The 26,013-nt window shown below is 41.8% G+C and carries 20 protein-coding genes; 8 read left to right on the top strand and 12 right to left on the bottom strand.

Features of this window, described 5'->3' with window-relative positions:
- The first annotated feature begins 139 nt into the window (after window positions 1–139).
- The 3 genes from FTV31_RS06155 to FTV31_RS06145 all read left to right on the top strand — a co-directional run bounded on the left by FTV31_RS06155 (window position 140) and on the right by FTV31_RS06145 (window position 3,908).
- Window positions 140–1,405, top strand: coding sequence for a DcaP family trimeric outer membrane transporter (locus tag FTV31_RS06155; protein WP_180013670.1), 1,266 nt, complete (start codon window positions 140–142; stop codon window positions 1,403–1,405).
- A gap of 17 nt (window positions 1,406–1,422) precedes the next feature.
- A complete protein-coding gene (locus tag FTV31_RS06150; RefSeq protein WP_180013668.1) occupies window positions 1,423–2,622 on the top strand; it encodes an MFS transporter in 1,200 nt (399 codons plus the stop codon).
- Between the two features lie 554 nt (window positions 2,623–3,176).
- Window positions 3,177–3,908, top strand: coding sequence for a hypothetical protein (locus tag FTV31_RS06145; protein ID WP_180013666.1), 732 nt, complete (start codon window positions 3,177–3,179; stop codon window positions 3,906–3,908).
- A 243-nt stretch (window positions 3,909–4,151) separates the two neighbouring features.
- Here FTV31_RS06145 and FTV31_RS06140 read toward each other — a convergent pair whose 3' ends face one another.
- The 5 genes from FTV31_RS06140 to FTV31_RS06120 form a co-directional block, all read right to left on the bottom strand.
- On the bottom strand, window positions 4,152–4,826 hold the full coding sequence (locus FTV31_RS06140; RefSeq protein ID WP_180013664.1) for a 3-oxoacid CoA-transferase subunit B: 675 nt from the start codon (window positions 4,824–4,826) through the stop codon (window positions 4,152–4,154).
- Window positions 4,826–5,494: a 3-oxoacid CoA-transferase subunit A gene (locus FTV31_RS06135; RefSeq protein ID WP_180013662.1), complete on the bottom strand. Its 669-nt coding sequence runs from the start codon at window positions 5,492–5,494 to the stop codon at window positions 4,826–4,828. The genes FTV31_RS06140 and FTV31_RS06135 overlap by 1 nt, the downstream gene beginning before the upstream one ends.
- Before the next feature lie 50 nt (window positions 5,495–5,544).
- The gene (locus tag FTV31_RS06130; RefSeq protein ID WP_004785691.1) at window positions 5,545–6,825 is read right to left on the bottom strand and encodes an MFS transporter; all 1,281 of its coding nucleotides are present in this window, start codon (window positions 6,823–6,825) and stop codon (window positions 5,545–5,547) included.
- Between the two features lie 210 nt (window positions 6,826–7,035).
- Complete coding sequence (locus FTV31_RS06125) at window positions 7,036–8,235, bottom strand: acyl-CoA dehydrogenase (protein ID WP_005235711.1); 1,200 nt, start codon at window positions 8,233–8,235, stop codon at window positions 7,036–7,038.
- A 32-nt stretch (window positions 8,236–8,267) separates the two neighbouring features.
- A complete protein-coding gene (locus FTV31_RS06120) occupies window positions 8,268–9,422 on the bottom strand; it encodes an acyl-CoA dehydrogenase family protein (RefSeq protein WP_180013660.1) in 1,155 nt (384 codons plus the stop codon).
- A 568-nt stretch (window positions 9,423–9,990) separates the two neighbouring features.
- Here FTV31_RS06120 and FTV31_RS06115 point away from each other — a divergent pair.
- The gene (locus FTV31_RS06115; RefSeq protein ID WP_180013658.1) at window positions 9,991–10,827 is read left to right on the top strand and encodes an IclR family transcriptional regulator; all 837 of its coding nucleotides are present in this window, start codon (window positions 9,991–9,993) and stop codon (window positions 10,825–10,827) included.
- 163 nt (window positions 10,828–10,990) lie between these two features.
- Here the strand turns inward: FTV31_RS06115 and FTV31_RS06110 are convergent, their stop codons facing one another.
- The 5 genes from FTV31_RS06110 to betI all read right to left on the bottom strand — a co-directional run bounded on the left by FTV31_RS06110 (window position 10,991) and on the right by betI (window position 18,184).
- Window positions 10,991–13,189 carry an OsmC domain/YcaO domain-containing protein gene (locus tag FTV31_RS06110; protein WP_180013656.1) on the bottom strand — a complete coding sequence of 733 codons (2,199 nt, stop codon included), beginning with the start codon at window positions 13,187–13,189 and terminating at the stop codon, window positions 10,991–10,993.
- Window positions 13,190–13,544: 355 nt separating this feature from the next.
- On the bottom strand, window positions 13,545–14,315 hold the full coding sequence (locus FTV31_RS06105; protein ID WP_180013655.1) for a hypothetical protein: 771 nt from the start codon (window positions 14,313–14,315) through the stop codon (window positions 13,545–13,547).
- A 127-nt stretch (window positions 14,316–14,442) separates the two neighbouring features.
- Entirely contained in the window at window positions 14,443–16,098 is a 1,656-nt protein-coding gene (gene betA / locus FTV31_RS06100; protein ID WP_179992563.1) for a choline dehydrogenase, read from the bottom strand.
- 10 nt (window positions 16,099–16,108) lie between these two features.
- Window positions 16,109–17,584 carry a betaine-aldehyde dehydrogenase gene (gene betB / locus FTV31_RS06095; protein ID WP_180013653.1) on the bottom strand — a complete coding sequence of 492 codons (1,476 nt, stop codon included), beginning with the start codon at window positions 17,582–17,584 and terminating at the stop codon, window positions 16,109–16,111.
- Window positions 17,585–17,605: 21 nt separating this feature from the next.
- Window positions 17,606–18,184, bottom strand: a complete 579-nt coding sequence (gene betI, locus FTV31_RS06090; RefSeq protein WP_005235723.1) for a transcriptional regulator BetI — start codon at window positions 18,182–18,184, stop codon at window positions 17,606–17,608.
- A 271-nt stretch (window positions 18,185–18,455) separates the two neighbouring features.
- Between betI and FTV31_RS06085 the strand changes: the two genes are divergently transcribed.
- A complete protein-coding gene (locus FTV31_RS06085; protein WP_180013651.1) occupies window positions 18,456–20,492 on the top strand; it encodes a choline transporter in 2,037 nt (678 codons plus the stop codon).
- Between the two features lie 28 nt (window positions 20,493–20,520).
- Complete coding sequence (locus FTV31_RS06080) at window positions 20,521–21,129, top strand: MarC family protein (RefSeq protein WP_159122944.1); 609 nt, start codon at window positions 20,521–20,523, stop codon at window positions 21,127–21,129.
- A 66-nt stretch (window positions 21,130–21,195) separates the two neighbouring features.
- On the opposite strand, the gene FTV31_RS06075 is transcribed toward FTV31_RS06080, so the two are convergent.
- Together FTV31_RS06075 and FTV31_RS06070 are read right to left on the bottom strand one after the other, a co-directional pair.
- Window positions 21,196–23,361: a TonB-dependent receptor domain-containing protein gene (locus FTV31_RS06075; protein ID WP_180013649.1), complete on the bottom strand. Its 2,166-nt coding sequence runs from the start codon at window positions 23,359–23,361 to the stop codon at window positions 21,196–21,198.
- A 485-nt stretch (window positions 23,362–23,846) separates the two neighbouring features.
- A complete protein-coding gene (locus FTV31_RS06070) occupies window positions 23,847–24,050 on the bottom strand; it encodes a hypothetical protein (protein ID WP_125278494.1) in 204 nt (67 codons plus the stop codon).
- A 344-nt stretch (window positions 24,051–24,394) separates the two neighbouring features.
- On the opposite strand from FTV31_RS06070, the gene FTV31_RS06065 reads away from it, so the two are divergent.
- Window positions 24,395–24,973, top strand: a complete 579-nt coding sequence (locus FTV31_RS06065; protein ID WP_004785667.1) for an ANTAR domain-containing response regulator — start codon at window positions 24,395–24,397, stop codon at window positions 24,971–24,973.
- A gap of 10 nt (window positions 24,974–24,983) precedes the next feature.
- On the top strand, window positions 24,984–25,988 hold the full coding sequence (locus FTV31_RS06060) for an ABC transporter substrate-binding protein (RefSeq protein ID WP_180013647.1): 1,005 nt from the start codon (window positions 24,984–24,986) through the stop codon (window positions 25,986–25,988).
- Window positions 25,989–26,013 lie beyond the last annotated feature (25 nt).

Here is a 26,013-nt window from a genome sequence, read left to right as displayed (position 1 = left end):
CCTGAACAGGATGTTTCTGGGTTGAACTAGACTCGTATTCATCATTTAAAAGTCAGCATCTCTGCATTTAGCAATTAGAGCAACGATAAGGAAAGATTTTCCTTCTTAGATATCAGAAAATTTCTTTAGGGATTAAGAAATGAAAAAATTAGTTTTAGCGACATTATGTGGTATTGCTTCAGCACAGGCATTTTCAGCAGAAGCGTCTGAAGACCGGATGCAGTTTTTAGAATCACAGTTAAAGCAAATCCAAGCCGAACTGGAACAGCAAAAAGCCGCGCAACTTGCGTTTAAAAACCAGCAGGAAAAAGCCAAAGCGCAAGACTCTAAAACTTTGAGTTCAATGGTAGATAATGTCGATGTCTATGGATTGATTCGCTTTGATGGCGCAGTCGATTTCAAAAGTACTACTGAAGCTCGTGGCCGTACCATTAACCAGATTAATAAAGTCCCTTTTACTGAGCCTGACTCTACCCGTTCAGATTTTACTGCAGCTGCCAGCCGAATTGGTTTCCTGGCGAAAGACTTGGGTGGAAACCAGAATATTTCTGCACGTTTAGAAGCTGACTTCTGGACCAATAATGGTAAAGGCGATGGTGGATTACGTATTCGTCATGCACATTTAAAATACTATAACTGGACTTTTGGTCAGGCCTGGTCATTGATGTCTACACCGGAAATTAGTACTGAAGCTGTCGATTACAGTTTATTGCTGGGTGGGTCAGTTCTACGTACGCCTCAAGTCAGCTATGCTTTCAAACTTGATCCGGAAAATACCTGGAATGTAGGTCTGGAGTATATGGCCGGTGGTGATCGTTCTTCTGCCCTACCTGCTTTAACCACTAAATATGTTCATCAATCAGGGCCGCTGCATTTATTGGCTCAAGGCTTTGTCAATCAAAAGCAAGCGCAAACAGATACAGGTGATATTGAAAAAGTTGGTTGGGGTGTAGGCCTTGGTGGACGTTATCATCTCAATGATCAAAACTCGATTCAGGGTAACTATTTCCATATGGTTGGCGACCAGCGTATTGCAGCTTTCTTGACTCAAGGTTCAACCACCGACGGTGCTGCCTGGGGTGGAGATTACTCAGTCGATCCAATCAATAATGAACTTTTACTGAATGAGTTTAATAGCTTAAATATCGGCTTTACACATAAATTCACGCCGAAACTACGTAGTAGCATTAATGCTAGCGTTGTTGATTTTGATGATTCTAGCGACTATGCACGCGCGAATCCTGAAACCAATAAACGTTTAACTGACTATGTAGCGAACGTGATTTATTCTCCAGTTCCAAAGGTTAATCTGGGCGCAGAATATCACCACGGTAAGCGTGAAACTTTTGATAATCGAGAAGCGGATGTTTCTCGTGTGAACTTATCAGCGACTTATAGTTTCTAAAGCCTTAGGAGACAAGGATGTCAGCCCAAGGGCAAATTTCAAGAAAGTTTATGTTTATGATGGCTATGACCTGCGCACTTTGCGCAGGTTGTAACTATTTTAACCAGCCATTAATTTATTCTATCGCAGAAGATCTGCATATCAGTGTGGCCGAGTCTGGCTGGACTGTCGTTTTAACCCAGATTGGTTATGCCACTGGGTTATTTTTGTTTGTACCTCTAGGCGATTTATTTGAAAAACGTCTCTATATTTGCAGCCTCATGCTATGTACCGGACTGGCACTGATCGGACTTTCTGCCAGTACTAATCTGCATATGCTCTATGGTTTTACCCTACTCGCCTCTTTCTGTTCCATTACCACTCAGATTCTGATTCCTTTTGCCGCTAACCTGTCTCAACGAGAAAAAAGTGCTGAAGTGGTCGGTCTGCTGATGAGTGGTGTTCTAGTCGGTATTCTATTTGCCCGAACTGTATCAGGACTGATTTCTACCTTATGGTCCTGGCATGCCGTTTACCTATTGAGTGGCTGTTCTATTCTCTTATTGAGTATCGCTATGTGGTATCAGTTACCTAAAGCGAAAAGTCAGTTACAGATGAGCATCTTGCAGATTTATCGTTCATTATTTACCTTTGCCAAGACTGAACCGATGCTGATTCGACGCAGCATCATTGGTGGTTTGGGCTTTGGTATGCTGAGTATTATTTTTACCACCATGACTTTTGTGCTGGCGGAAGCACCCTATCATTTTAATGATTTCCAGATTGGCTTGATGGGCATTGTTGGTGTGGTTGGCATCTGGTCATCACAATGGACTGGTAAAATGATTGGACGGCACCGAGAAAAATGGGTGGCACAACTCGCTACAACGGGCTTAATTCTGGCCTGGATTCCCCTGTTTTTTGCGCAAAGCTATTTATGGGTATATATCATTGGATTAATTCCTGCCTATTTTGGGATTTCTTCGCTACATGTTTTAAATCAGAATCTGGTATATCGGATCTCAGTGCAGGCCCGTTCCCGTATTAATGCGATCTATATGACCTGTTATTTTTCAGGTGCTGGAATCGGTGCATTTCTATCGCTAAACCTATGGAAAATGTACGGCTGGTCAGCCTGCGTTGCATTGGGCTTTGTCTTTGCCCTGCTCATCTTTAGTATTAACCGCTACGACCTAAGCCGAGAACGCAATCTGGTCAATATCCAGTCCCAGTCCTAATTAAAATAAATTTAAATACTGTGAACTCATAGAATATAAGATTGGGTGCGCAGTACATGACACATTATCTCTGCATTTCTATATTGGAATTTATTGCTAGGGAGTGGATGACTTGGTTACCAAAAAAAAGAGTTCACTCCTGCCAGCATCATTTTCAGGCCAAGTATTGAATTCTTTTTTCACTTAAATAGAGAATGTTCCTAAACCATAATTACTTGGATATCTATTCTTATTTCATATGGACATTTTTTTCTGTTCTGGGGTTAAATGAAACTACATAAAACCGTGGAACATTGCTAATTTATTGAGTGTGAAACATGAAAAACTATAAAAAAGCCCAATCTGTGATGATTGGGCTTTTTTGTTATACGGTAAGAATATGATTTATAAAAATAAATAAAATACTTGCGTATAACGTGTATTATGTTAATTTTAGGAAATCTTTAAGAAATTATCTAGTCTTCGTTATCATACTAGACTAAATCCTAGGTGTAGTAAGTTAAGTAAAGCCTACTTTTCATAGAAATAGAAAAATATTATTAGTTGAGAAAATAATGATTGAAATATCTAATTTTATGGGTAATAAGGATAAAAAATATTATGGAGTATTTTTTTTATTTGGTTTATTTTTAGTTTTATTTGTTTCAGTCTATTGCTCTATAATTCAAACAACAAAATATAGTTTTATTTTTTATTTTATTAAATACTCGATTTTTTATGGGTTTATATTTTTTATACCTTTCATTTTTTATATACTTAATCTACTAAAAATAAAAATAGAAAAAAATTTATATATATTTTTTGTTGGTATTTTTTTAATTTTGATGTTAATTTTTTTTAATATTCTTGATATAAAAGAAAAGAGAATCTATCAATCAATAAATATTGAAGAAATGGAGAAAAATTTAATTATAGATAAATTTACCCTTCAAGGAAATACTTACGTTTTAAAGGGAAGAACGCCAACACGTTATGGTATACCTCAAGTTATTAAGATAAAAAATAATGAAAAACTATTATTCCAATGCCATTTAGTAAATATAAAGTGCCCATATATCTCAAGTGGAAAAAACAATCATAAAATTTATATGATTGAGTATTATATAACATCTAAAAATAGAAATATTATTTTTAGAATGTGGAACCAAGATGGAGTGATCATTAATTTTAAAGACGATTATATGAATTTCATTAAAATTTCCAGATTAGATGTTTATTTATATACTTTCTTTTTTTTAATTAATTTTCTTTATATAGTTTATATTAAACATAAAATTCTGATTTAAGTATTTTAAATAACTTTAATTTTGCTCAAACCAATAATTTTGTAATCGAATTGTTGGGTTAAGCAGAATTCAGGTTAATTTATGACTTATTTAACATAATGGCTGTTATACGAACTCTAAAGTGTAAGCCCAAAATAGAAATGTCCGCTTTTAGAATACGCAACTAAGCACAAAAATATACAGCACATAAAAAAATCGCAGCCTAAGCTGCGATTTTTAACCATATTTAAAAGATTTAGCTTATTATATGGATGCTTTTAACTGTGCAGCTGCACGGCCATCGAGCAACTTGCATCCGGTCTGTTGCTGAAGTTCTTCGAAACTCAAGCCATCCACTATTTCTAGCACCCAAGCCTGATTATCTTTGAGTTCAATAATGCACAAATCGGTATAAATACGGTCAACGCAGTTTTTACCAGTAATTGGATAAGTCAGCTCTTCCACAATTCGCGGTTCGCCATTTTTAGTGACATGTTCCATGCAAACATAGACACAGCGAGCACCAACCGCCAGATCCATCGCCCCACCCACCGCTGGAACTGCATCCAGTGCACCGGTATGCCAGTTAGCGAGATCACCGTTCACAGCAACCTGAAAGGCGCCCATAATACAGAAATCTAAATGGCCGCCACGCATAATATCGAAGGAATCTGCAGAGTTCATAAAACTGCCGCCATCCAGCATGCTGACTAGTTCTTTACCGGCATTAATCAGATCATCATCAGCTTGATCAGGATCAGTTAAAGCGGTAAAACCCAGAACGCCATTTTCGGAATGCAAGACAATATCTTGCTCAGGCTTTAAATAACCGGCAACGCGTGTTGGTAAGCCAATGCCTAAATTCACATAAGAACCGGTCGGAATATCCTGTGCAACTTTTTCTACAATCTGTTCGCGTGTACGTTTTTGAATTGTCATTATTTGATATCTCCTACCTTCACCACATGCTGCACAAAAATACCCGGCGTTACGATAATCTCTGGATCAAGCTCGCCTAGCTCTACAATTTCATGCACTTGGGCAATTGTTGTTCTGGCTGCTTTTGCCATTAACGGGCCAAAGTTTCGGGCTGCTTTACGGTAGGTTAAATTGCCCCATTGATCAGCCTGATTGCCATAAACCAAGGCATAGTCTGCATGAATTGGATATTCCAGCACATAGTCCTTGCCATTGATATGGCGGGTTTCTTTGCCTTCAGCAATCTTGGTGCCGTAACCTGTAGGCGTAAAAATAGCGCCCAGACCTGCACCCGCTGCCTGGATACGGCAAGCCAAGTTGCCTTGTGGTACCAACTCTAGTTCAACCTTTCCAGCTTTATACAGCTCTTCAAACACCTTGGAGTTATTGGCACGAGGAAATGAACAGATCATTTTTTTCACCAGTCCTGACAATAACAGGTTGGTTAAGCCACGATCACCAGAAGCAGCATTATTGTTGATGATGGTCAGATCTTTAGGACCCATATCAATCAAAGCTTCAATCAGTTCGATTGGCTGTCCTGCCAGACCGAAGCCACTGGTCATAATATGCGCACCATCTGGAATCTGCTTGAGTATGGTTTCGATATCCTGTGTGATTTTATTCATTTAATTGCTTCCTAGCATCTTCCTGTCTTTATAAATGTTTGATCAATTAATTAGTCAGCTTTTTGTGGGTCAAATAAACGGTTTTTAATGAAAATCGCCGGGATCAGGCCACAAATAAAATAAGCCACACTCATGATGAGTAGACCTGTACCAATTGAGCCACCTTGCGCAAAATAACCGATGGTTAAAGGTGCCAATACTGCGCCTAGACGGCCAATGTTATAAGCGCCACCTGTAGCTGTACCACGGACTTTGGTAGAGAAACTTTCAGTCATATAAGTCGCGTTAATGCCATATGGAATACCGTAAAGGAATCCGAAAAACAGCATGAGCCATAAGATATTGTCCGGTGTGTTGCCAAAGACAATGATGGGGATAAAGATTGCGGTGCCCATGGTACCGAAAGCAAATACAGCACGACGACCAATTTTATCCGCAATAATACCTGCGATCACTTTGGTACACATCATGATCAGGAAGGTCCCAATCATATAGGTGGTCATTTCTTTAAATTTGATACCTAAGTCTGATTCCAGATAAGCCGGTAACCAGTTACTTACACCGTAATAACCAAACTGTAAAAATGCAGTACTGAATGACCAGAGGATGAACATGCGACGGCTTAAAGCATCGGCAAAAATCATTTTAAACGTATTCTTCGGTTTTTCCTGCACTACGCCGCTGGCTTTGGCGGCCAATCTTTCTTGACGTGCCTTTAACCAGGCTTGTGGTTCTGGTACCAGGAAGAACATGCCAATGGCAAGAACAATCGGAACAATGGCAATATAGTAAAGGTAACGCCAGCCTAGCTCTGGAAGCAGCCATCCTGCAAGTACAGTGGCAACGACTGAACCAAGTGTCCAACCTGTCATTAAAGCAGCAAGTACTGTAGAACGATATTTTGTTGGCACATACTCTGCCATTAGAGTATTACAGGCAATATAGAGGGCACCTAAGCCAATTGCTGAAAAGAATCGCAACCATTTGAATTCTTCATAGCTTTGAGTGAAGCCCAGCCAGAAGGTTAATGAAGAGAATAAAGCGATCGCAACAACAATCACCCGAACTCGTCCAAAGCGGTCACAAGCCCAGCCACCAAAAAAGCCACCAATGGCCATACCAGCAAGTGTCCAGCTACCGAGTGCACCTGCCTGAATACTACTTAAAGAAAATTCTTGTTTGAGGCTGGTTAGACTGTAGGCTAATAGTGCAAGATCTGCACCGTCTACCAATAACGCTAAAAATGAAAAGATAAAAGCCAGAATCCAGACCTTTTTCTTAGGCATATTTTCTTCTGGTAGAAGGTTTTGTTGTGAATTAAGCGTATTCATAATGTCCTTTACACTTTGCTGGCACTCCTGTGCCTTTTAGAAGTTTATGTTTCACCTAATTAATTAAATGAAACATAAAGGGTTTGATTGATCTTTAATTCTGAATCTGACTAGATTTTTAAAATCCATCCCAGAACTGGATTGGCTGACTTCAATAGAAGTCAGCCAAAACAAACTAGCCAGCAATGCTGGCTAGAGGTTGATCTGCATTTAGTTGGAGAATGCAGCAATTCCTGTTTGAGCACGACCTAGAATCAAGGCATGTACATCATGGGTACCTTCATAAGTGTTGACCACTTCCAGATTCACCAGATGACGAGCTACACCAAATTCATCAGAGATCCCGTTACCACCCATCATGTCACGCGCTAAACGGGCAATGTCTAAAGCTTTACCACAGTTATTACGCTTGATCAGTGAAGTGCCTTCTACTGAAGCAATGCCTTCATCTTTCATGCGTCCGAAACGTAAAGCCACTTGCAGACCCAATGCAATTTCAGTTTGCATGTCTGCCAGTTTTTTCTGGATCAGCTGATTCGCAGCCAATGGACGGCCAAACTGTTTACGGTCCATGGTGTATTGATGCGCTGTATGCCAACAGAATTCAGCTGCACCCATCGCACCCCAGGCAATACCATAACGGGCACTGTTCAGACAGGTAAATGGACCTTTTAGACCACGAATTTCCGGGAACGCGTTTTCTTCTGGAACAAAAACATTGTCCATCACGATTTCACCGGTAATCGAAGCACGCAGGCCAACCTTACCGTGAATCGCTGGGGCAGAAAGCCCTTCCCAGCCTTTTTCCAAGATAAAACCACGAATATCACCGACGTTGCCTTCAGGAGACACTTCTTTTGCCCAAACCACAAAGACATCTGCAATCGGACTGTTGGTAATCCACATTTTTGCGCCAGTCAGACGGTAACCACCATCGACTTTTTTGGCACGAGTAATCATGCTGCCCGGATCAGAACCATGATCTGGTTCAGTCAGACCGAAACAACCGATATATTCACCGGTCGCCAATTTCGGTAAATATTTCTGCTTCTGTTCTTCAGAACCAAATTCATTGATTGGCACCATCACTAGCGAGCTTTGTACGCTGGCCATTGAACGATAACCCGAATCCACACGTTCTACTTCACGTGCAATCAGACCATAGCTGACATAGTTTAGACCTGCGCCACCGTATTGCTCAGGAATGGTTGGGCCCAGCAGACCCAGCTCACCCATTTCACGAAAAATCGTTGGGTCAGTTTTTTCATGACGGAACTGTTCTAGTACGCGTGGCATCAGCTTGTCTTGACAGTAGGCATGTGCGCTGTCACGGATCATGCGCTCTTCTTCAGTCAGTTGCTGTTCCAGTAAGAATGGATCTTGCCAGTCAAATCTAATTCTTGTGCTCATTTTAATATTTCCAATATTCTAAAATTTGCTGCTTAAGCGGTTGCTTGTTTAATCATTTCACGTGCAATGATGATTTGCTGGATTTGAGTTGTACCTTCATACAGACGGAATAAACGCACATCACGGTAGAAACGTTCAATTGAATATTCACTGATATAGCCCGCGCCACCATGAATTTGCAGACAGCGATCCGCTACACGGCCACACATTTCAGTGGCAAACATTTTCGCGCATGAAGATTCTGTGGTCACATTCTTACCTTCGTCACGCAGACGAGCAGCATCTAGAACCATACATTTGGCTGCGTAAATCTCAGCTTTAGAGTCTGCCAGCATGCCTTGGATAAGCTGGAAACTCGCAATCGGTTGACCGAACTGCTTGCGTTCCACTGCATAATTTAAAGCGTCTTCCAGCATACGCTCTGCCATACCTACGCTATAGCCAGCAATGTGCAGACGGCCTTTATCCAGGACACGCATTGCAGTTTTAAAGCCAATGCCTTCAACACCACCGATCAACTGATCTTTATGAACTTTACAGTTGTCAAAAATCACGTCACAAGTGTATGAACCATGTTGGCCCATTTTTTTATCAATTTTGCCCAGACTTAGGCCCGGAGTATTCGCTTCTACCAGGAATGCAGAAATGCCGCTTGTACCTTTGATGTCAGGATTGGTACGCGCCATCACCGTAAATGTCGTTGCACGCGGTGCATTGGTAATAAAACGTTTGGTACCGTTTAAAATATAGTAATCGCCATCTTTAACCGCGCTGGTTTTTAAAGATGCTGCATCTGAACCTGAATCTGGCTCAGTTAAACAGAATGAACCAATGATTTCACCAGTCGCATAACGTGGCAGGTATTTCTGTTTTTGCTCTTCTGTACCGTCAATCACGATCCCGCTTGAACCGATCCCGTTATTGGTCCCGATCAAAGAACGGAATGCAGCCGATGTACGGCCTAATTCCATTGCGACCAGAATTTCCTCTTCCATGGTGATACCTAAACCGCCGTATTCCTCTGGAATAGTTAGGCCAAACAGACCCAATTCTTTCATCTGCTCGACAATACGCTCAGGAATCGCGTTACTTTCTTCAACTTCATGTTCTAAAGGGACTAGTTCATTTTTGACAAAGTTACGAATAGTCGAAAGAAGTTGCTCGAGCATTTCCGGATCGCGAATCATAGGGATCTCCATGTTATTTAGTTCATCTGGGTAAATTCCTTTACCCTTTAATTTTAGTTTCGTAATACGAAATAAATAATCATAAAAATTCATTTTGAGCAAGAAAAATTATTAAAAATTTTATTTTTTAAGCAAAAAAGCAAATTTTTCTAGCTTTAATTAAAAATTTTAGTTAGAATTTTATTTCACAATGCGAAATTTTTAGATTGTTGGTAGATTTAGAAAAGAGTGAGATGATTTGAATCAGATCATAATTGATTCTATAAAAGCGCAGCGAGATAATAAGATTTCAATTAAATCGTGCTGATGATTCTCGTTTTGATTGGCTCCATTTTCCTGAAATTTTATCTGGCGAACTTTAAATTTTCTAAAGATACTTAAAAATCATTACAGGTCTCAAAAACCTATAGATTCTGCATGGTTTTTAGCTGAATAGCGCTAATTAACTTAAATACAGATAAAGTGAGCACTTTTTTATTTATTTTTATCACTAATAGAAGTGTTTTATTTTGTATCGTGAAATTTAATTGCTATCATATTTATTAATTTACCTTTAATTGCTCTGACCATGACAAAAAATAAAACTGGTGAAATACCTAATTTTGATGAGATCCGTTTAGATCCGATTTCACATATTCATAGAGAAAATAACCCACAATTTATCGCGTCTATTGCACGTGGTTTAGAAATCCTCAGATGTTTTTCCGCAACGAATCAATTACTGGGCAACCAAGAAATTGCACAACTCACTAATCTGCCAAAACCGACTGTTGCCCGGATCACCAGCACGTTGGTTTCTTTAGGTTATCTAAAACAGTTACCGAATACGACCAAATACCTGTTGGACGTTGGTGTATTGGCTCTGGGTTATGCGGCGCTCAGCAATATTTCGGCACGTACCCAGGCTTATCCATTTATGGAAGAAATGTCACGTTATGCGCAAGCGCCTGTCGCCATGGCAACACGTGATCGTCTGAGCATGATTTATTTGGAAGTCGTTCACACAGAGTCTACTTTGACCATGCGTCGTCCAGTTGGCTCTACCCTGCCTATTCATAGTAGTGCGATGGGCCGTGCCTGTCTGGCTGCGATGGAAGTTAAAGAACGTGAATATCTATTTGATGCGATCAAGAAAAGAAATGAAGATCAATGGCCAACCATTAAGCGTAATTTAGAACGTGCCATCCGTGATTATCAGGATTATGGCTATTGCCTATCTCTGGGTGACTGGACCAAAGATGTGAACTCTGTTGCAGTGCCATTGATTCATCCTAAACATGGTATTTTGACCTTTAACTGCGGCGCGCCAACTTATTTACTCAATCAGGAAAAACTGGAAAATGAGATTGGTCCTCGTCTGATTCATATGGTCAATAACATTTCTCTGACTTTAAATAATATTTAAGCTGTTATTTAAGATTTAAATGGGTGGCAATGATCGCCCTTTATTTTTTCTTTTTTAAATTACTTCTAAGATTTTAGAGCAATAGAAAAAATAGCCCATTCTAAGATGGGCTATTTTTTTAAAGATTTAAAGACTAGCAAAGTCAGCTAATCATCTTCACTTACTACGCTGCTACAAACTTGGCACGCGCTACATGCAGTTTCTTGTAACTATCAATTAAACGTAGATGACGATCCAGACCTTCAAGCTGCATATTGGTTTCAGCTAAACCGTAGAAACGTACTGTGCCTTCTACTGAACCTAGAACTGCATCCATACGGGCATCGCCAAACATACGACGGAAGTTGTGTTCATAGTCTTCCAGTTCCATTTCATCATCCAGAATGACTTCAAGCACTACATTCATGCATTGATAGAACAGGCCACGTTCAACCGTGTTGGTATTGTATTGCAGGAACTGTTCGACCAGATCTTTAGCTTCTTCAAATTGCTGTAGAGCCAGATAGATCAGCAGTTTTAGTTCCAGAATGGTCAGCTGACCCCATTCGGTATTTTCGTCAAATTCAATCCCGATCAGGGTACGGATCTCGGTGTAATCATCTTCATCTGCTTCTTCCAGACGTTCAACCAGAGCTTCTAGCTGTTCATCATCCAGACGATGCAGGTTCAGAATGTCTTCACGATATAAAAGCGCCTTATTGGTATTGTCCCAAACCAGATCTTCCATCAGATAAATTTCAGAATAACCCGGCACTAGAATACGACAAGCGGTTGCACCTAAATGCTGATAGACCGCCATATAAACCTCGTGGCCCATCTCTTCCAATATGGTAAACAATTCCTGCGCTTCATCGGCATTTGAGTTTTGGCCATTATTGGTGAAGTCCCACTCGACAAAATCATAGTCAGATTTTGCACTGAAGAAACGCCAAGATACGACACCACTTGAGTCAATAAAGTGCTCAACGAAGTTATTCGGTTCAGTCACCGCATTTGAACTGAAGGTTGGTTTTGGCAGATCATTCAGACCTTCAAAACTACGACCTTGTAACAGTTCAGTCAGACTGCGCTCTAAAGCCACTTCAAAGTTAGGATGGGCACCAAATGAAGCAAAGACACCACCCGTACGCGGGTTCATCAAGGTCACGCACATCACCGGGAACTGACCGCCTAAAGAAGCATCTTTGACCAGTACCGGGAAGCCCTGTTCTTCCAGGCCTTTAATGCCTTCCACAATTTTCGGATATTTTGCCAGTACGTGTTCAGGTACATCCGGAAGTGCCAGTTCGCCTTCCAGAATTTCGCGTTTAACCGCACGTTCAAAAATTTCAGACAGACATTGTACTTGAGCTTCAGCCAAGGTATTGCCCGCACTCATACCATTACTGAGGTACAGGTTTTCAATCAGATTCGATGGGAAATATACAGTTTCACCATCAGACTGACGTACGAATGGCAATGAACAGATACCGCGTGCTTTATTGCCTGAGTTAGTATCATAAAGATGAGTGCCTAGTAACTCATCATCAGGATCATAAATTTCACGGGTATGTTCATCTAAAACTTCTGCTGGTAACTCGCCATTTGGACCCGGCTGGAACCATTTTTCATCCGGATAATGCACAAATTCTGCATTGGCAATATCTTCACCCCAGAACTGATCGTTATAGAAGAAGTTACAGTTCAGACGTTCAATAAATTCACCCAGTGCAGACGCCAGCGCACTTTCTTTGGTTGAACCTTTACCATTGGTAAAGCACATTGGTGACTGAGCATCACGAATATGCAGCGACCAGACATTCGGTACAATGTTACGCCAAGACGCAATTTCAATCTTCATACCGAGGCCTGCCAGAATCGCAGACATATTGGCAATAGTTTCTTCGAGTGGCAGGTCTTTCCCCGGAATACAGGTCAGGCTGTCTGAAGCCAGATTTGGCATTAATAAAGCCTGCGCATCGGCATCAATGCTCTCAACTTCTTCTATGACAAATTCAGGACCAGTCTGAATGACTTTTTTGACGGTACAACGGTCGATCGAACGCAAAATTCCCTGACGGTCTTTTTCAGAAATATCAGCTGGTAACTCAACCTGAATTTTAAAAATCTGTTTGTAGCGGTTTTCAGGGTCGACGATATTGTTTTGGGACAGACGGATATTGTCGGTCGGAATGTCACGCGCTGCACAGTAGACTTTAACAAAATAAGCCGCACACAATGCAGATGAAGCCAGAAAATAATCAAATGGACCTGGCGCAGAACCGTCGCCTTTATAGCGGATTGGCTGATCGGCGATTACCGTGAAGTCATCGAACTTGGCTTCCTGACGAAGATTATCGAGATAATTGACCTTAATTTCCATGTGGATACCTAAATATTCTTATATGCCGCCACGGACAGATAAGATGCTAAATCTGAATATACAAGCCGAATCACGGAGGAGAATTTGACTCAAAAATAAAAATAACCCGGGTTAAACCTTCAACCAGTTAGTTTCAGGATAAGCTCGAGTAAGAATGGGCGCTATTATAGAATCATTTTATGAAATTGATAATGTTTGCTCGAATTTCCTGCAGATTTATCAAAATATCTGTTAATTAAATATGCAGAAAATCTGGCTTTAAGCCGGGAACAGACTGTTTTTATTAATACTTACTGTTCCCGACTGGATTTCATGGACTGCGAGATGCATCTTTTAAATCAGATCAAGATCCAACTTAAAAGTCATAGCCAATGCCAAACACAGCGAGATCGCGCTGCTTATCACCGAAACGGTCGTAACCACCGAAGATATAATCACCAGACAAGGTCAACTTCGGCGCAACTTCATAACTTAATCCAGCAGTTGCATAACGGAAAGCATGCTGTTTTGTGGTATTACCTAGCTCATTACCTTCATATTTACCTTCATCATTAAAATAACCACCTGCTGCACCGACATGTGCACCAAGCTTGTCATTAATCTGATGGGTTAAATCCAAGGTATAAAAAGTATCGCCCTGATTGGCATAGGCCACATCATATAAATAGGTCGACACACCCGCTGTAACACTGGTCTTGTCATTCAGTGCACGACTTACATTCAAACCTAATTCATTTGAAGTGGTATGGCTGCCACCCGGATAATAATAGGTCGCATCCCAAAAATTCCAGTCGTAGTTTTCACTGCTATAGGTATAGCCCATGATAAAATCATGTTCGACTTTATCACGACGATGTGATTTTTTGCCTTCCAGTTCCGGATAGGAATAACCTAAGGTTGAGCCCCAGTAACCGACATAAAAATTACCATAAGCCAGATTCAGCGCTGCCTGTAAGGCAACGTCATCATTTTCTGGTGCATTGGTCAGACCACGGGAGATGTATTTAGAAACTACACTGATGTTTCCACTGGTTTCAATTTTTTTTGCTTCTGCATCGTCTGCAAAACAATAAACACTAGAAACAGCAGCACAGCCGAAAAGGACTGTTTGTTTGAAAATTCTCATAAAATATAAATTATATTAAGCAAAGAATGGATAACACTGAAACCAATTACAGCCTTATCCAGCTTTGGGTAAAAATAAATTCCGCTATATTCCTTGATGCAACAAGCGACAGGAATATAGCCATGACTTAAGCGCGTGGGGCCCGGTAGAAAGGCGCTGTAGAAGCAGGTAATGCCTGCTTGCCACGGATATGATCTGCAAGCTTTTCAGCCATCATGATCGTGGTTGCATTGAGGTTGCCTGTAATAATAAGCGGCATAATTGAAGCATCGATGACACGCAGGCCTTGCATCTCATGCACACGCCCATAACCATCGACAACTGCCATATCATCCTCACCCATTTTACAGCTACAGGACGGATGATACGCTGTTTCTGCATGATTACGAACAAATTCATCAATTTCTGCATCAGTTTGCAGATTTTTACCCGGACTGATTTCCTCACCACGATAAGGATCCAGAGCTGGCTGATGCATAATTTCACGGGTAATGCGAATAGCATCACGGAATTCACGCCAGTCCTGTTCGGTACTCATATAGTTGAACAGAATGCTTGGATGTTCAAACGGATCTTTGGATTTCAGGCGAACCCGACCACGAGATGGTGAGCGCATGGAACCGACATGAGCCTGGAAGCCGTGCTCATGGATAGCATTGGTCCCATTGTAATTGATCGCCACTGGCAGGAAGTGATACTGGATGTTTGGCCATTCGAACTCATCCGAAGAACGGATAAAGCCCCCGGCTTCAAACTGGTTGCTGGCACCAATGCCTTTACCCAGGAATAACCATTCTGCGCCAATCATGGGCTGGTTATACCATTTTAATGCTGGGTATAAGCTGACCGGTTTTTTGCACTTATATTGTAAGTACATTTCCAGATGGTCTTGCAGGTTTTCACCCACACCCGGCAGGTCCTGAACCACCGGAATATCCAGACTTTTTAATAATTCAGCCGGACCTACACCAGAGCGTTGCAGGATTTGTGGAGATGCAATTGCACCTGCACATAGTAGAACTTCACGATCTGCAAAGACCTGAATCGGCTGTAAGGTATTTTGGCCTTCAAAATATTCTACGCCAATGGCCTGATTACGATTAAACAGAATCCGGTTGGTCATGGCATGGGTAATAATGGTGAGATTATCCCGGCCTTTGGCCATATCCAGATAACCACGTGCCGTACTGGAGCGACGACCTTGTGGTGTCACAGTACGATCCATTGGCCCGAAGCCTTCCTGCTGATAGCCATTCAGGTCATCGGTACGTGGATAACCTGCCTGTACTCCAGCTTCGACCATGGCATGAAACAGCTCATTATTACCATTCTTAGGCGTTGCGACTGAAACCGGACCTGAATCGCCATGATAGTCATTGCCGCCAATATCGCGGGTTTCAGCTTTTTTATAATATGGTAGACACTGCGCATAGTTCCAATGTTCCAGACCTTTAAAGCTAGCCCACTGTTCCAGATCCATAGCATTACCACGGATATAGCACATGCCGTTAATCAGTGAAGAACCCCCCAGACCTTTACCACGGCCGCATTCCATACGGCGATTGTTCATGTGGGGTTCTGGATCGGTCAGATAGGCCCAGTTATAACGGCGGCCTTGTAAAGGATAAGCCAAAGCAGCTGGCATCTGGGTTCTAAAATCCAGACGATAATCCGGGCCACCTGCCTCAAGTAATAGCACTTTAGTATCTGGATCTTCAGTTAAACGCGCTGCCAGAACATTACCCGCAGAACCTGCACCGATAATAATATAGTCGTAATTCATCAAATCCCCCTTATGCGCTGAATACAGACTGGAAAGGACTGAGTTCGACCTGAACCGATTTGGTCTGGGTGTAATGCTGTAAGGTCACAAGCCCATTTTCACGTCCGACACCGGAATGTTTATAACCACCGACCGGCATTTCTGCTGGCGATTCACCCCAGGTATTGATCCAGCAGATACCTGCTTCGACCTGATGAATAATTCGGTGTGCACGGGCTAAGTCTGGTGTGACAACACCGGCGGCCAGACCATAATCGGTATCATTGGCACGACGAATGGCTTCTTGCTCGGTGTCATAACTCAGGATGCTCATGACTGGACCGAAGATTTCTTCACGTACAATGGTCATGTCATCGCGGCAGTCGGTAAATACGGTTGGCAGGACATACGCCCCTTGGGCAAACTGTTCATCTTCGGCACGGCCGCCGCCACACAATAAGCGCGCCCCTTCTATCTTGCCTTTTTCGATATAACCCAGCACTTTTTCCATATGCTCAAAGCTGGACACCGGACCGAAATTGGTTTCAGGATCGAGAGGATCACCCATACGGATATGTTCAACACGCTGCAAAATCTTTTCTTCAAATGCTGCTTTCAATGGCAAAGGCACAAAAATGCGAGTACCGTTGGTACAGACCTGACCGGAACTATAGAAATTGGCCATCATGGCAATATCAGCCGCCAGATCCAGATCGGCATCTTCACAGATAATCAGCGGGGACTTACCGCCCAGCTCCATAGTGACTTCTTTCAAACTAGAATTAGCAGCTTGCGCCATGACCTTTTTGCCGGTAGAAACACCACCAGTGAACGATACTTTGGCAATATCAGGATGCGAAGTCAGATAACCACCAATTTCACCACTGCCGGTAACCACATTAAAGACACCATGCGGTACACCAGCTTCAGTATAAATTTCTGCCAGTTTCAGCGCAGTTAAAGGCGTAACTTCACTGGCTTTGAAAATCATGGCATTGCCTGCAGCGAGTGCCGGTGCAGATTTCCACAATGCGATCTGAATCGGATAATTCCATGCGCCAATTCCAGCGACAACACCCAAAGGTTCACGGCGAGTATAGACAAAGGAACTGCTTCTCAGCGGGATTTGCTGGCCTTCAAGAACCGGTAGAATCCCCGCATAATATTCGAGTACATCTGCACCTGTCGTAATATCAACAGTCGATGTTTCACTAAAGGCTTTACCGCTGTCCAGACTTTCTAATTTTGCCAGCTCATCGTTGCGCTCGCGTAAAATGGCGACTGCCTTGTTCAAGATGCGCGAACGTTGAATCGCCGTCATTTCTGCCCAGACTTTTTGCCCTTGTTGTGCAGATTCAACCGCACGATCGATATCATTTTTTGAACAGACCTGCACTTCAGCCAGGACTTCGCCTGTTGCAGGGTTAATAGTTTGAAACGTGCTATTGGACGTTGCATCGACATATTGTCCATGGATATAAGGACGTTGCAGTTTGAATGTTGTCAATGGAATTCCCTCGCAGATTGGTTATTTGAGTTGTTGCCGGATATATTCACTACACAGTTCAATTGGCAGTTCTGGATCAATTTCGCCACTTACTAAAGCACCTCTTAGCCAGAATCCATCAATGAGTGCAGCCAGACCTTGTGCTGCCTTCTCAGCTTGATCCTTACTCAGCTTTTTCATGAATTCATATTTAAGATTGGAATGTAAGCGGTAATGGTTAATTTGCTGTAAACGATGTAAATCAGGCTGGTGCAGACTGCTGGCCCAAAAAGCCAACCACACCTTCATGGCCGCTTTATCCGTTTGTGGAGCAGTAAAATTGCCACGCACAATCGCCAGTAAGCGTTGTTCAGGGGCGTCATTCACCTGTGACTTGATTTCAGCAACAGATTTACCTAATTGCTGCAATAAGTAACGCATTGTGGCTTCAATTAACCCATTTTTACCTTGAAAATAATGACTTATGATGCCGGTTGAGACACCTGCCCTCTGAGCAATCTGACTAATTGAAGCTTCTGCAAAACCTAGCTCATTCACTGCAGCTAAGGTGGCATCGATCAGTTGCTGACGACGGATCGGTTGCATACCAACTTTTGGCATAGGACTAACCTGAATAACTGATGTAGCAATAAAAAATCATTCTGCTAAAGCAAATAGCTGAATGATGTAACAATTCATAAACGCTTTTTTAATTGAACGTTCAATTAATAAAAATTATAGTGCCAGCTCACCCTTGATGTACAGCGCAGTTTGTTTTGGATTTGCAAAAGTTTGTAATTCACGAAAACAAGGAAGCTTTAGGGCCAGCTTTTGCTTTTAAATCACACTGCACTGTAGATCATCCGGCAACAAAAACGATGGTCAGAGATTTATGCAAAAGAAAAACGAAGAGGTGCAAGATAGTCTGAATAAGGTAGTCTTTTATTGTTCGGCGACGCTTATTCTGCTGTTTTCTATCATCACGATTTTATTTAATGAACAAGCCAATCTAGTCATTATTAATATTTTAAACTGGGTCAGTAGTACCTTTAGCTGGTATTACCTGCTGGCGGCAACGCTGTATCTGGTTTTTATTGTCTTTATCGCCTGCTCACGTTATGGCGAAATCAAGCTTGGTCCCAAACATTCTAAACCCGAATTCAGCCTGCTGAGCTGGTCGGCCATGTTGTTCTCAGCCGGGATCGGGATTGACTTGATGTTCTTCTCGGTCGCTGAACCCCTGTCGCACTATATGAGTCCACCAGTCGGTGAAGCTGAAACTTTTGAAGCCGCGCGTCAGTCCATGGTCTGGACCCTATTTCACTATGGTCTGACTGGCTGGAGTATGTATGCGCTGATTGGGGTTGCGTTGGGATATTTCAGTTATCGCTATAATTTACCACTGACAATTCGCTCTGCGCTTTATCCTATTTTTGGAAAAAGAATTAATGGCCCGATTGGCCATACGGTGGATACGGCTGCGGTACTGGGCACAATCTTTGGTATTGCCACCACCTGCGGTATTGGTGTGGTTCAGCTAAATTACGGTCTGCATGTCCTGTTCGGCTTACCGGAAAATATCTGGATTCAAACTGCATTAATTGGTGTTGCAGTCATTATTACCATTATTTCCGTCACTGCGGGTGTCAATAAAGGTATCCGGGTTCTGTCTGAAATTAATATTTACGTATCAATCGGGTTGCTGCTCTTTATTCTCTTTATGGGAAATACCGAGTTTTTATTAGCAGCTCTAATTCAGAATTTTGGTGATTATCTCAGCCAGTTCCCGAAACTCTCTTTAAGCAGTTTTCCTTTTGAACAACCGAAAGAATGGATGAATAGTTGGACCCTGTTCTTCTGGGCATGGTGGATTGCCTGGTCGCCATTTGTAGGTCTGTTCCTGGCCCGTATTTCTCGTGGTCGTACCATTCGTGAATTTGTCACCGGGACTTTGGTTATTCCTCTGTTATTTACCCTGACCTGGTTGTCTATTTTCGGTAACAGTGCTTTATACAGCGTGATTTTTGATGGTAATACTCAGCTTGCGACCACTGTTTTAGAAAACCCGGCACATGGTTTTTATGACCTACTGGCACAGTATCCAGGTTTCACATTTCTCGCAGGTGTCGCCACCATTACAGGTTTGCTGTTCTATGTGACTTCAGCGGATTCAGGGGCATTGGTATTGGGGAACTTCACTACTAAATTCACTAATATTGAGCATGATTCACCGCGCTGGCTCAGTGTGTTCTGGGCGATTGCAATCGGTCTGTTGACGCTAGCTATGCTGATGGCTAACGGTGTGACAGCATTACAGAACACCACCATTATTATGGGGCTGCCTTTTAGTTTCGTGATCTTCTTTGTCATGGCTGGATTGTATAAATCCTTGCGACTTGAGGATTTCCGTCAGGCCAGTACCAGTCTGAATGCTGCACCAGTCGTCGGTAATGTCGACATCTTCAACTGGAAAAAACGTCTGAGCCGGGTGATGTTGCATCCAAGCCTTTCACAGACCCGCGCCATGCTGGATGATGTCTGCAAGCCAGCCATTGAAGCAGTTGCGACTGAGTTAACCGATAAAGGTATTCAAGTGAATATTCAGGAAAAGCCGCTTGATGAAGAACCTGAACTGTATCATCTGGATCTCACCATTCAGCTGGATGAAGAAGAAAACTTCGTCTATCAAATCTGGCCAGTACGTTATGCCACACCAAACTTTAGTTCACGGGGTAAACGGACTAGACGCTATTACTATCGTCTGGAAAGTTACCTGTTTGAAGGATCGCAAGGCAATGATCTGGTCGGTTATAGCAAGGAACAAGTCATTAACGACATTCTGGATAAATATGAACGTCATATGATGTATCTGCACATCAACCGGATTAGTCCGGGTAAACGTCCACTTTTCCCGGATCGTGAAATCTAGGATCACTCAACTACGGAAGGATTGAATGATGTCAGCAAGTTTAAATGCCTTTGCCCTGTTTTTTTCGTTACTCAATCCATTTTTGATGAGTATCTATATGCTTGGAATTATTCGTAATTCTGAAGCAAAGGTCTTCAATATGGCATTGATTCAGGGCAGCCTGATCAGCTTTATTGTTTTCATCATTTTTGCGAAAACTGGTGAAGCCTTCTTCAATGAAGTGCTACATGCTCGCTTTGAATCCTTCCAGATTTTCGGTGGTCTGATTTTTCTGGTGATTGGTTATCGCTATGTCTTTGAAGGTGCGGATACGATTGGGGTCATGCGCGGAGCACCAAATCATCTGGCTGGCACCATTGCCATGCCTTTTATGATTGGCCCCGGTACCATTTCAGCTTCAGTTATTACTGGTGTACAGCTCAGTTTAATGCAGACTATTCTGGTGATTTTTTTCACTTTATTTTTAACCTGTAGCTTACTGATCCTGATGAAATATCTGCATGATCATATGCAACACAAATATTCCAATTATATTGACCTTTATGTCGATATTGTCGGTCGTGTCGCAGCACTGTTAATCGGAACCATTGCCATTGATATGATTGTGACTGGTGTCAGTGGAATTCTGGAAGGCTAGTTTTATATAAGCTGACAGGATAAACAAAGCGGGCAAAATGCCCGCTTTTTTTATGAATTGATGATTTTAAAATTTAAACGATACACCTGCATAGGTCGAGAAGCCTTCACCCGGTGAAGATCGTGCTGCATCCGCACCTTTGTCGTCATAACCTGGAATCACCACTGCTGCATATTTTTCATCGGTGATATTCTTGAAGTTAACCCAGGCACTCCATGACTGATCTTCTGGCGCATATCCCAGATCAATACCCCAGATCTGATAATCATCACTGAAGCGGCTATTGGCATAATCATGCGCCATCTTCGATGCATATTCTGTATTTAGACCCACATAAAGACCGTTATTCAAGGCATAACTGAGCTGTGCCTGATAAAGATGTTTTGGAATTCCCGGCAACTGGTTTTTGCCAAATAAAGGATCGTTTTTATATTGGAAATCACTCAAGGTATAAGCCTGTCGTAGGCGAAGCTCGCCCTGCTGTGATGCATACAATGGTGTATCCAGACTGAGTTCCACACCTTGATGAAGGGTTGGAGTCGCATTGGATTCGACACTAATTCGTTCTTCTGAGGGAGCCGAACTATTGCCATAATCCTTAATCATTTCAGAAGACAATAGCTCATTTTTAACTTTGGAATAATAGTAGCTCAGTGCCCAATCGCCCCAAGCTGATTGACCCCTGCCACCCAGTTCTAAAGTATTTGCAGTTTGCGTGTCCAGATAAATAGGTTCACGTACCCGCCCTGAAGCAACACCACTGTCAAAATAATATGGTGAAGACCATGCCATTGCCCATGGATGTGCCGGTTCAATACTACGACTTAAATTGGCAAACCATTGTAATGTTTCATTTGGCTGATAAGTCAGACCAATACGCGGTGCGAAATTCCATTCATAGCGACTGACTTCAGGACTGGCGACTGGGTAAGTCACTTCACTCTCACGATGGGTATAGGCAGCTGCCAATCCAAGATCAAGCTTAAACTGATCATTCAACTGGGTTTCCTGATCAAATTGCAATACATTGTCTGAACCACGATAGGTATAACGGCGTGTTACGGTATCTGCCGGATAAAGCGCACCGTCAATCGTAGTATCGCGTCGAATTGTTTCGTTTACACCACTATTCGGACGGTGCGTGGTACTTCGAAAAGCAACTCGCCCTTGATGTTCAAGACCGAATAACTGATAAGGTTTCTCATACTGAACCCGCGCACTAATATCCTCATAATCGACATTGGTACGATAACTACTTTCACGTAGATCCAATGGATAATGGTGATAAGCCAGACTACCGGTCAGTTTGGCATCATCCTGCAAGTTCCAAGTGGTAGTATTTGCCAGCCAGGTACTGCCCGGTTGAATCCGCTTGGCATCTACAGCCAGATTAAAATCATTGGCTGCTTCAGGATTATTCTTGAGCTGTTCCTGGGTAATGCGCCCTGGCGTTAAATGTTTGCTTTCACGGTAACGGACATAAAAGCGGGTCTCAATATCTGGACTGATCTGATAACCCAGATTAAAAGCTAGACCTTTACCATCACCTTCGGCATGATCCTGAATCCCATCAAACTGTGAACCCGTTACTGTCAGATAATAATCTAACTTATCGAGTTGTCGGCCAGTACTAAACTGGTATTTCTGATAGCCATGGCTACCCGTTTCATATTTTAATTCAGAGCCATTCTGCTCTGCACCAGTCTTACTTTTATAATTAACTGTTCCACCTAAGGACAATCCGCCCTGTTTTAAACCATTGGCACCACGGTACACCTCAACATGATCAATCCACCATGGTTCAAGCAGTTCATAAGCTGTACCACCCGGTCCGGTAAAGGGAATATCATCGATCATGACATAAGTTCCGGATGCATGTGCACCAGAAGTACGGTTAATGCCAGAACCACGGATAGAAATTTTGGCTCCTTCATTGCCCGGCGATTGGGCATAAATGCCGGGCTGGAGACGGAAGACGTCAGCAATGGTTCCCAGACGCTGATGTTCGAGCTGCTGATCTGAAATAAAATTGGTTCCTCCCGAAACTTTAGCGAGTTCGGCCGCAGTCTGTTGCTGGGAATTTGTATTTTGCTCAGTGGTCACCACAATAGTGTCCAGTTGCTGAACACTATCCTGTGCTAGCGTAGTTTCAGCATAAAGATGGCCTGAAAATGCCGACAATATCATCAGGCTAAGCGGATTTTTTTTGAGAGGAATTTTTATCATATTCATGGCGAATTTATACAATCCTGTATAAGTGATCCTGATCTGCTTTAGGACTTGGCTTAAAAATTTAAGCTGTAGCATAAATGAAGCATGTAAAATTAAGCAGATATTTTCTGCCAAAATATCTGACTGGTGCGGCAATATTTTTAATTTTTTCTATACAAAAAATCTGTCAGTACTTTACAAGATCACAGACAGATTCATACAAGTTCTGACATCTAATTTATTAAGTATTTGTAATTTATAAATATGTATTTTTTTCTTGTAACCATCTAATTCGAGTTGGCAAAAAGTGATTTAAATTAAAAATTTTGAAGATATAAACAATATTCTGATTCATCAAGATCAGTTTAATAGACAGGTTTCTAGACCAAAATCTTAGTCATAACTAGAAAATAGAATTCTTATTTTTTGAACTATGGCTTATAGATTTCAGCCCAAAAAAGAAACCCTCCTGCTGGAGAGTTTCTTCATGTATTCTAGCTATTATTTTATTTAGAGGCATTTTCGATTACTTGTGCTTGTAATGGTACAGCTTGCTGGGTTTCAGCTGATTTTTTCTTGGTTTTCATTTCTGCCACTTTGGCCAGAGTTTTCTCGGTAAAACGTAAACCACCATCTTCTGCCATCACATTACCCGCCATCAAAAGACTGCTCATTACTACTAGCAGGGATGGTATAAGTTGTAATTTCATGTCTATTCCACCTTTTTATTTTATAGTGGATTAAAAATAAGCAATTATTATTCCAATATTTTTATCTATATTTGATTTTTTATTTTCCCGATCATCTTGATGAAATTAAAATTGATCTAAAGGATAAATTTTATATTCTTATTCGCCTTGAAACTCCTTGTTTTAGGGCAATTATTTTGATTACGCCTCATTTTAGTCAGAGTAATTTGGTTTCATCAGACTCTATGCACTATTTTTATGACACTTTTAATCTGATCTCCTGATTTTTTGCACCAAATTGCATGGTATGTTTTTTGCATAAGTCCTCATGGAATATTCCCCGATGTACTAGCTAAAAATCTTGCATGTCTAAATTACGAATTGCCCTGATTGATGATGATCCAGAACGCGCTGAATTTATTCAGGCTTCTTTGCTTGCGCATGATTTTCATGTGGTGGCCTGTGTCATTCTGAATGACCTCAACATTGTTGATATCAAAAGCCTGCATGCCGATGTCATTCTGTTAAATATGGATCATCCTCATCGCGATATTATCGAAAGCTGCGTGAGTCAGTATGAATTACCTACGGTTCTATTTACCCAAAATTCCAACAAGGACACCATCAGAAATGCCATTGATGCCGGAGTCACGGCATATATTGTGGACGGGATTGATCCAACCAAACTGGAAAATATTCTGGAAATATCGATTGAACAATTCCAGAAACATAAAAAACTGTTACATGACCTGAAGGAAACTCAGGAAAAATTAAGTGATCGCAGGGATATTGATAAAGCCAAAGTCCTGCTGATCCAGCTGCATGGACTGAGTGAAGAAGAAGCATTTGCCCTGTTGCGCAAAAATGCCATGAGTCACCGGATTACCATTGGCGATATGGCAAGGCGCTTACTTGATGCACAAAAACTGTTATCCGGCCAATAAGGAGCATTCAATGACAACATTAGAAAAAACAGAACTCAATATTGGCTATATTCCACTGCTTGATTGTGTTGCCATTCTTTGGGCGGAGCGACAAGGTTATTTTACTGAACAGGGTTTAAAGGTAAACCTGATCCGTGAAGCCTCCTGGTCCAGCTTACGCGACCGTCTGGCCTATGGCTTTCTGGATGCTGCCCATTGCCTGTCTGCCATGCTTCCCGCGGCTGCTTTGGGCGCAGACCAGTTACAAGTCGCTTTGCAGACCCCATTAGTCCTCAGTATCAATCAGGCATTTATCAGCTTAAGACAGGATTTGTGTTATGAACTGGGCATTCAGCCTGAAGATAATGAACAGATCACGTCACAAAAGCTGGTCAGTGCCTTAAAGCAGCAACATAAAGTAGGTCTGGCTCATGTTTATAAATACTCCATTCATCATTACTGTTTAAGAGAATGGCTGGCTTTAACTGATGCGCAATATGCTAAAAATATATTGCTCAAGACCTCACCTCCCCCTTTGATGGTCAAAGGGATTGCAGCACAGATTTTTGATGGTTTTTGTGTGGGTGAACCTTGGAATATTCAGGCCAAGCTTGAAGGTTATAGCCTGATTGTCGCAGCAAGCCAAAATGTGATTCCTAAAGTGGCAGATAAAGTACTAGCAATAACTCAGGAATGGGGCGAGTTGCATCCACTGACTGTAGAGGCCTTAGTCGCAGCTGTAAATAAAGCCCAGATGGATTTAAAGCATGCTACGGATCTTTCTGAAGTCTGGGACATGCTGATGGATTATCAGATTATCCAGTTTGAATGTTCAGCTTCTCGACACGTTTATGACTTCCATAAGATTCAGAATATTATTCGTAACCTTGCAGGTGAAAGTGTTGAGCCTCAATTCACCGATTTTATCTGGCTATTAGAGCAGATGGAAAAATGGGAAAATATTAATCTGTCCGCAGATGATCAGCAACAGATTGCCCAATCCTGTATTTATCAGCAAGAATCCACGACTGTATAAATTATAAATTTATAAACTTCCATAA

This window comes from Acinetobacter sp. YH16031 (genome assembly GCF_013417335.1).
Lineage (GTDB): Bacteria > Pseudomonadota > Gammaproteobacteria > Pseudomonadales > Moraxellaceae > Acinetobacter.
Note: the sequence above shows the minus strand (reverse complement) of the source record. Positions and strands in the feature narration are given on the sequence as shown.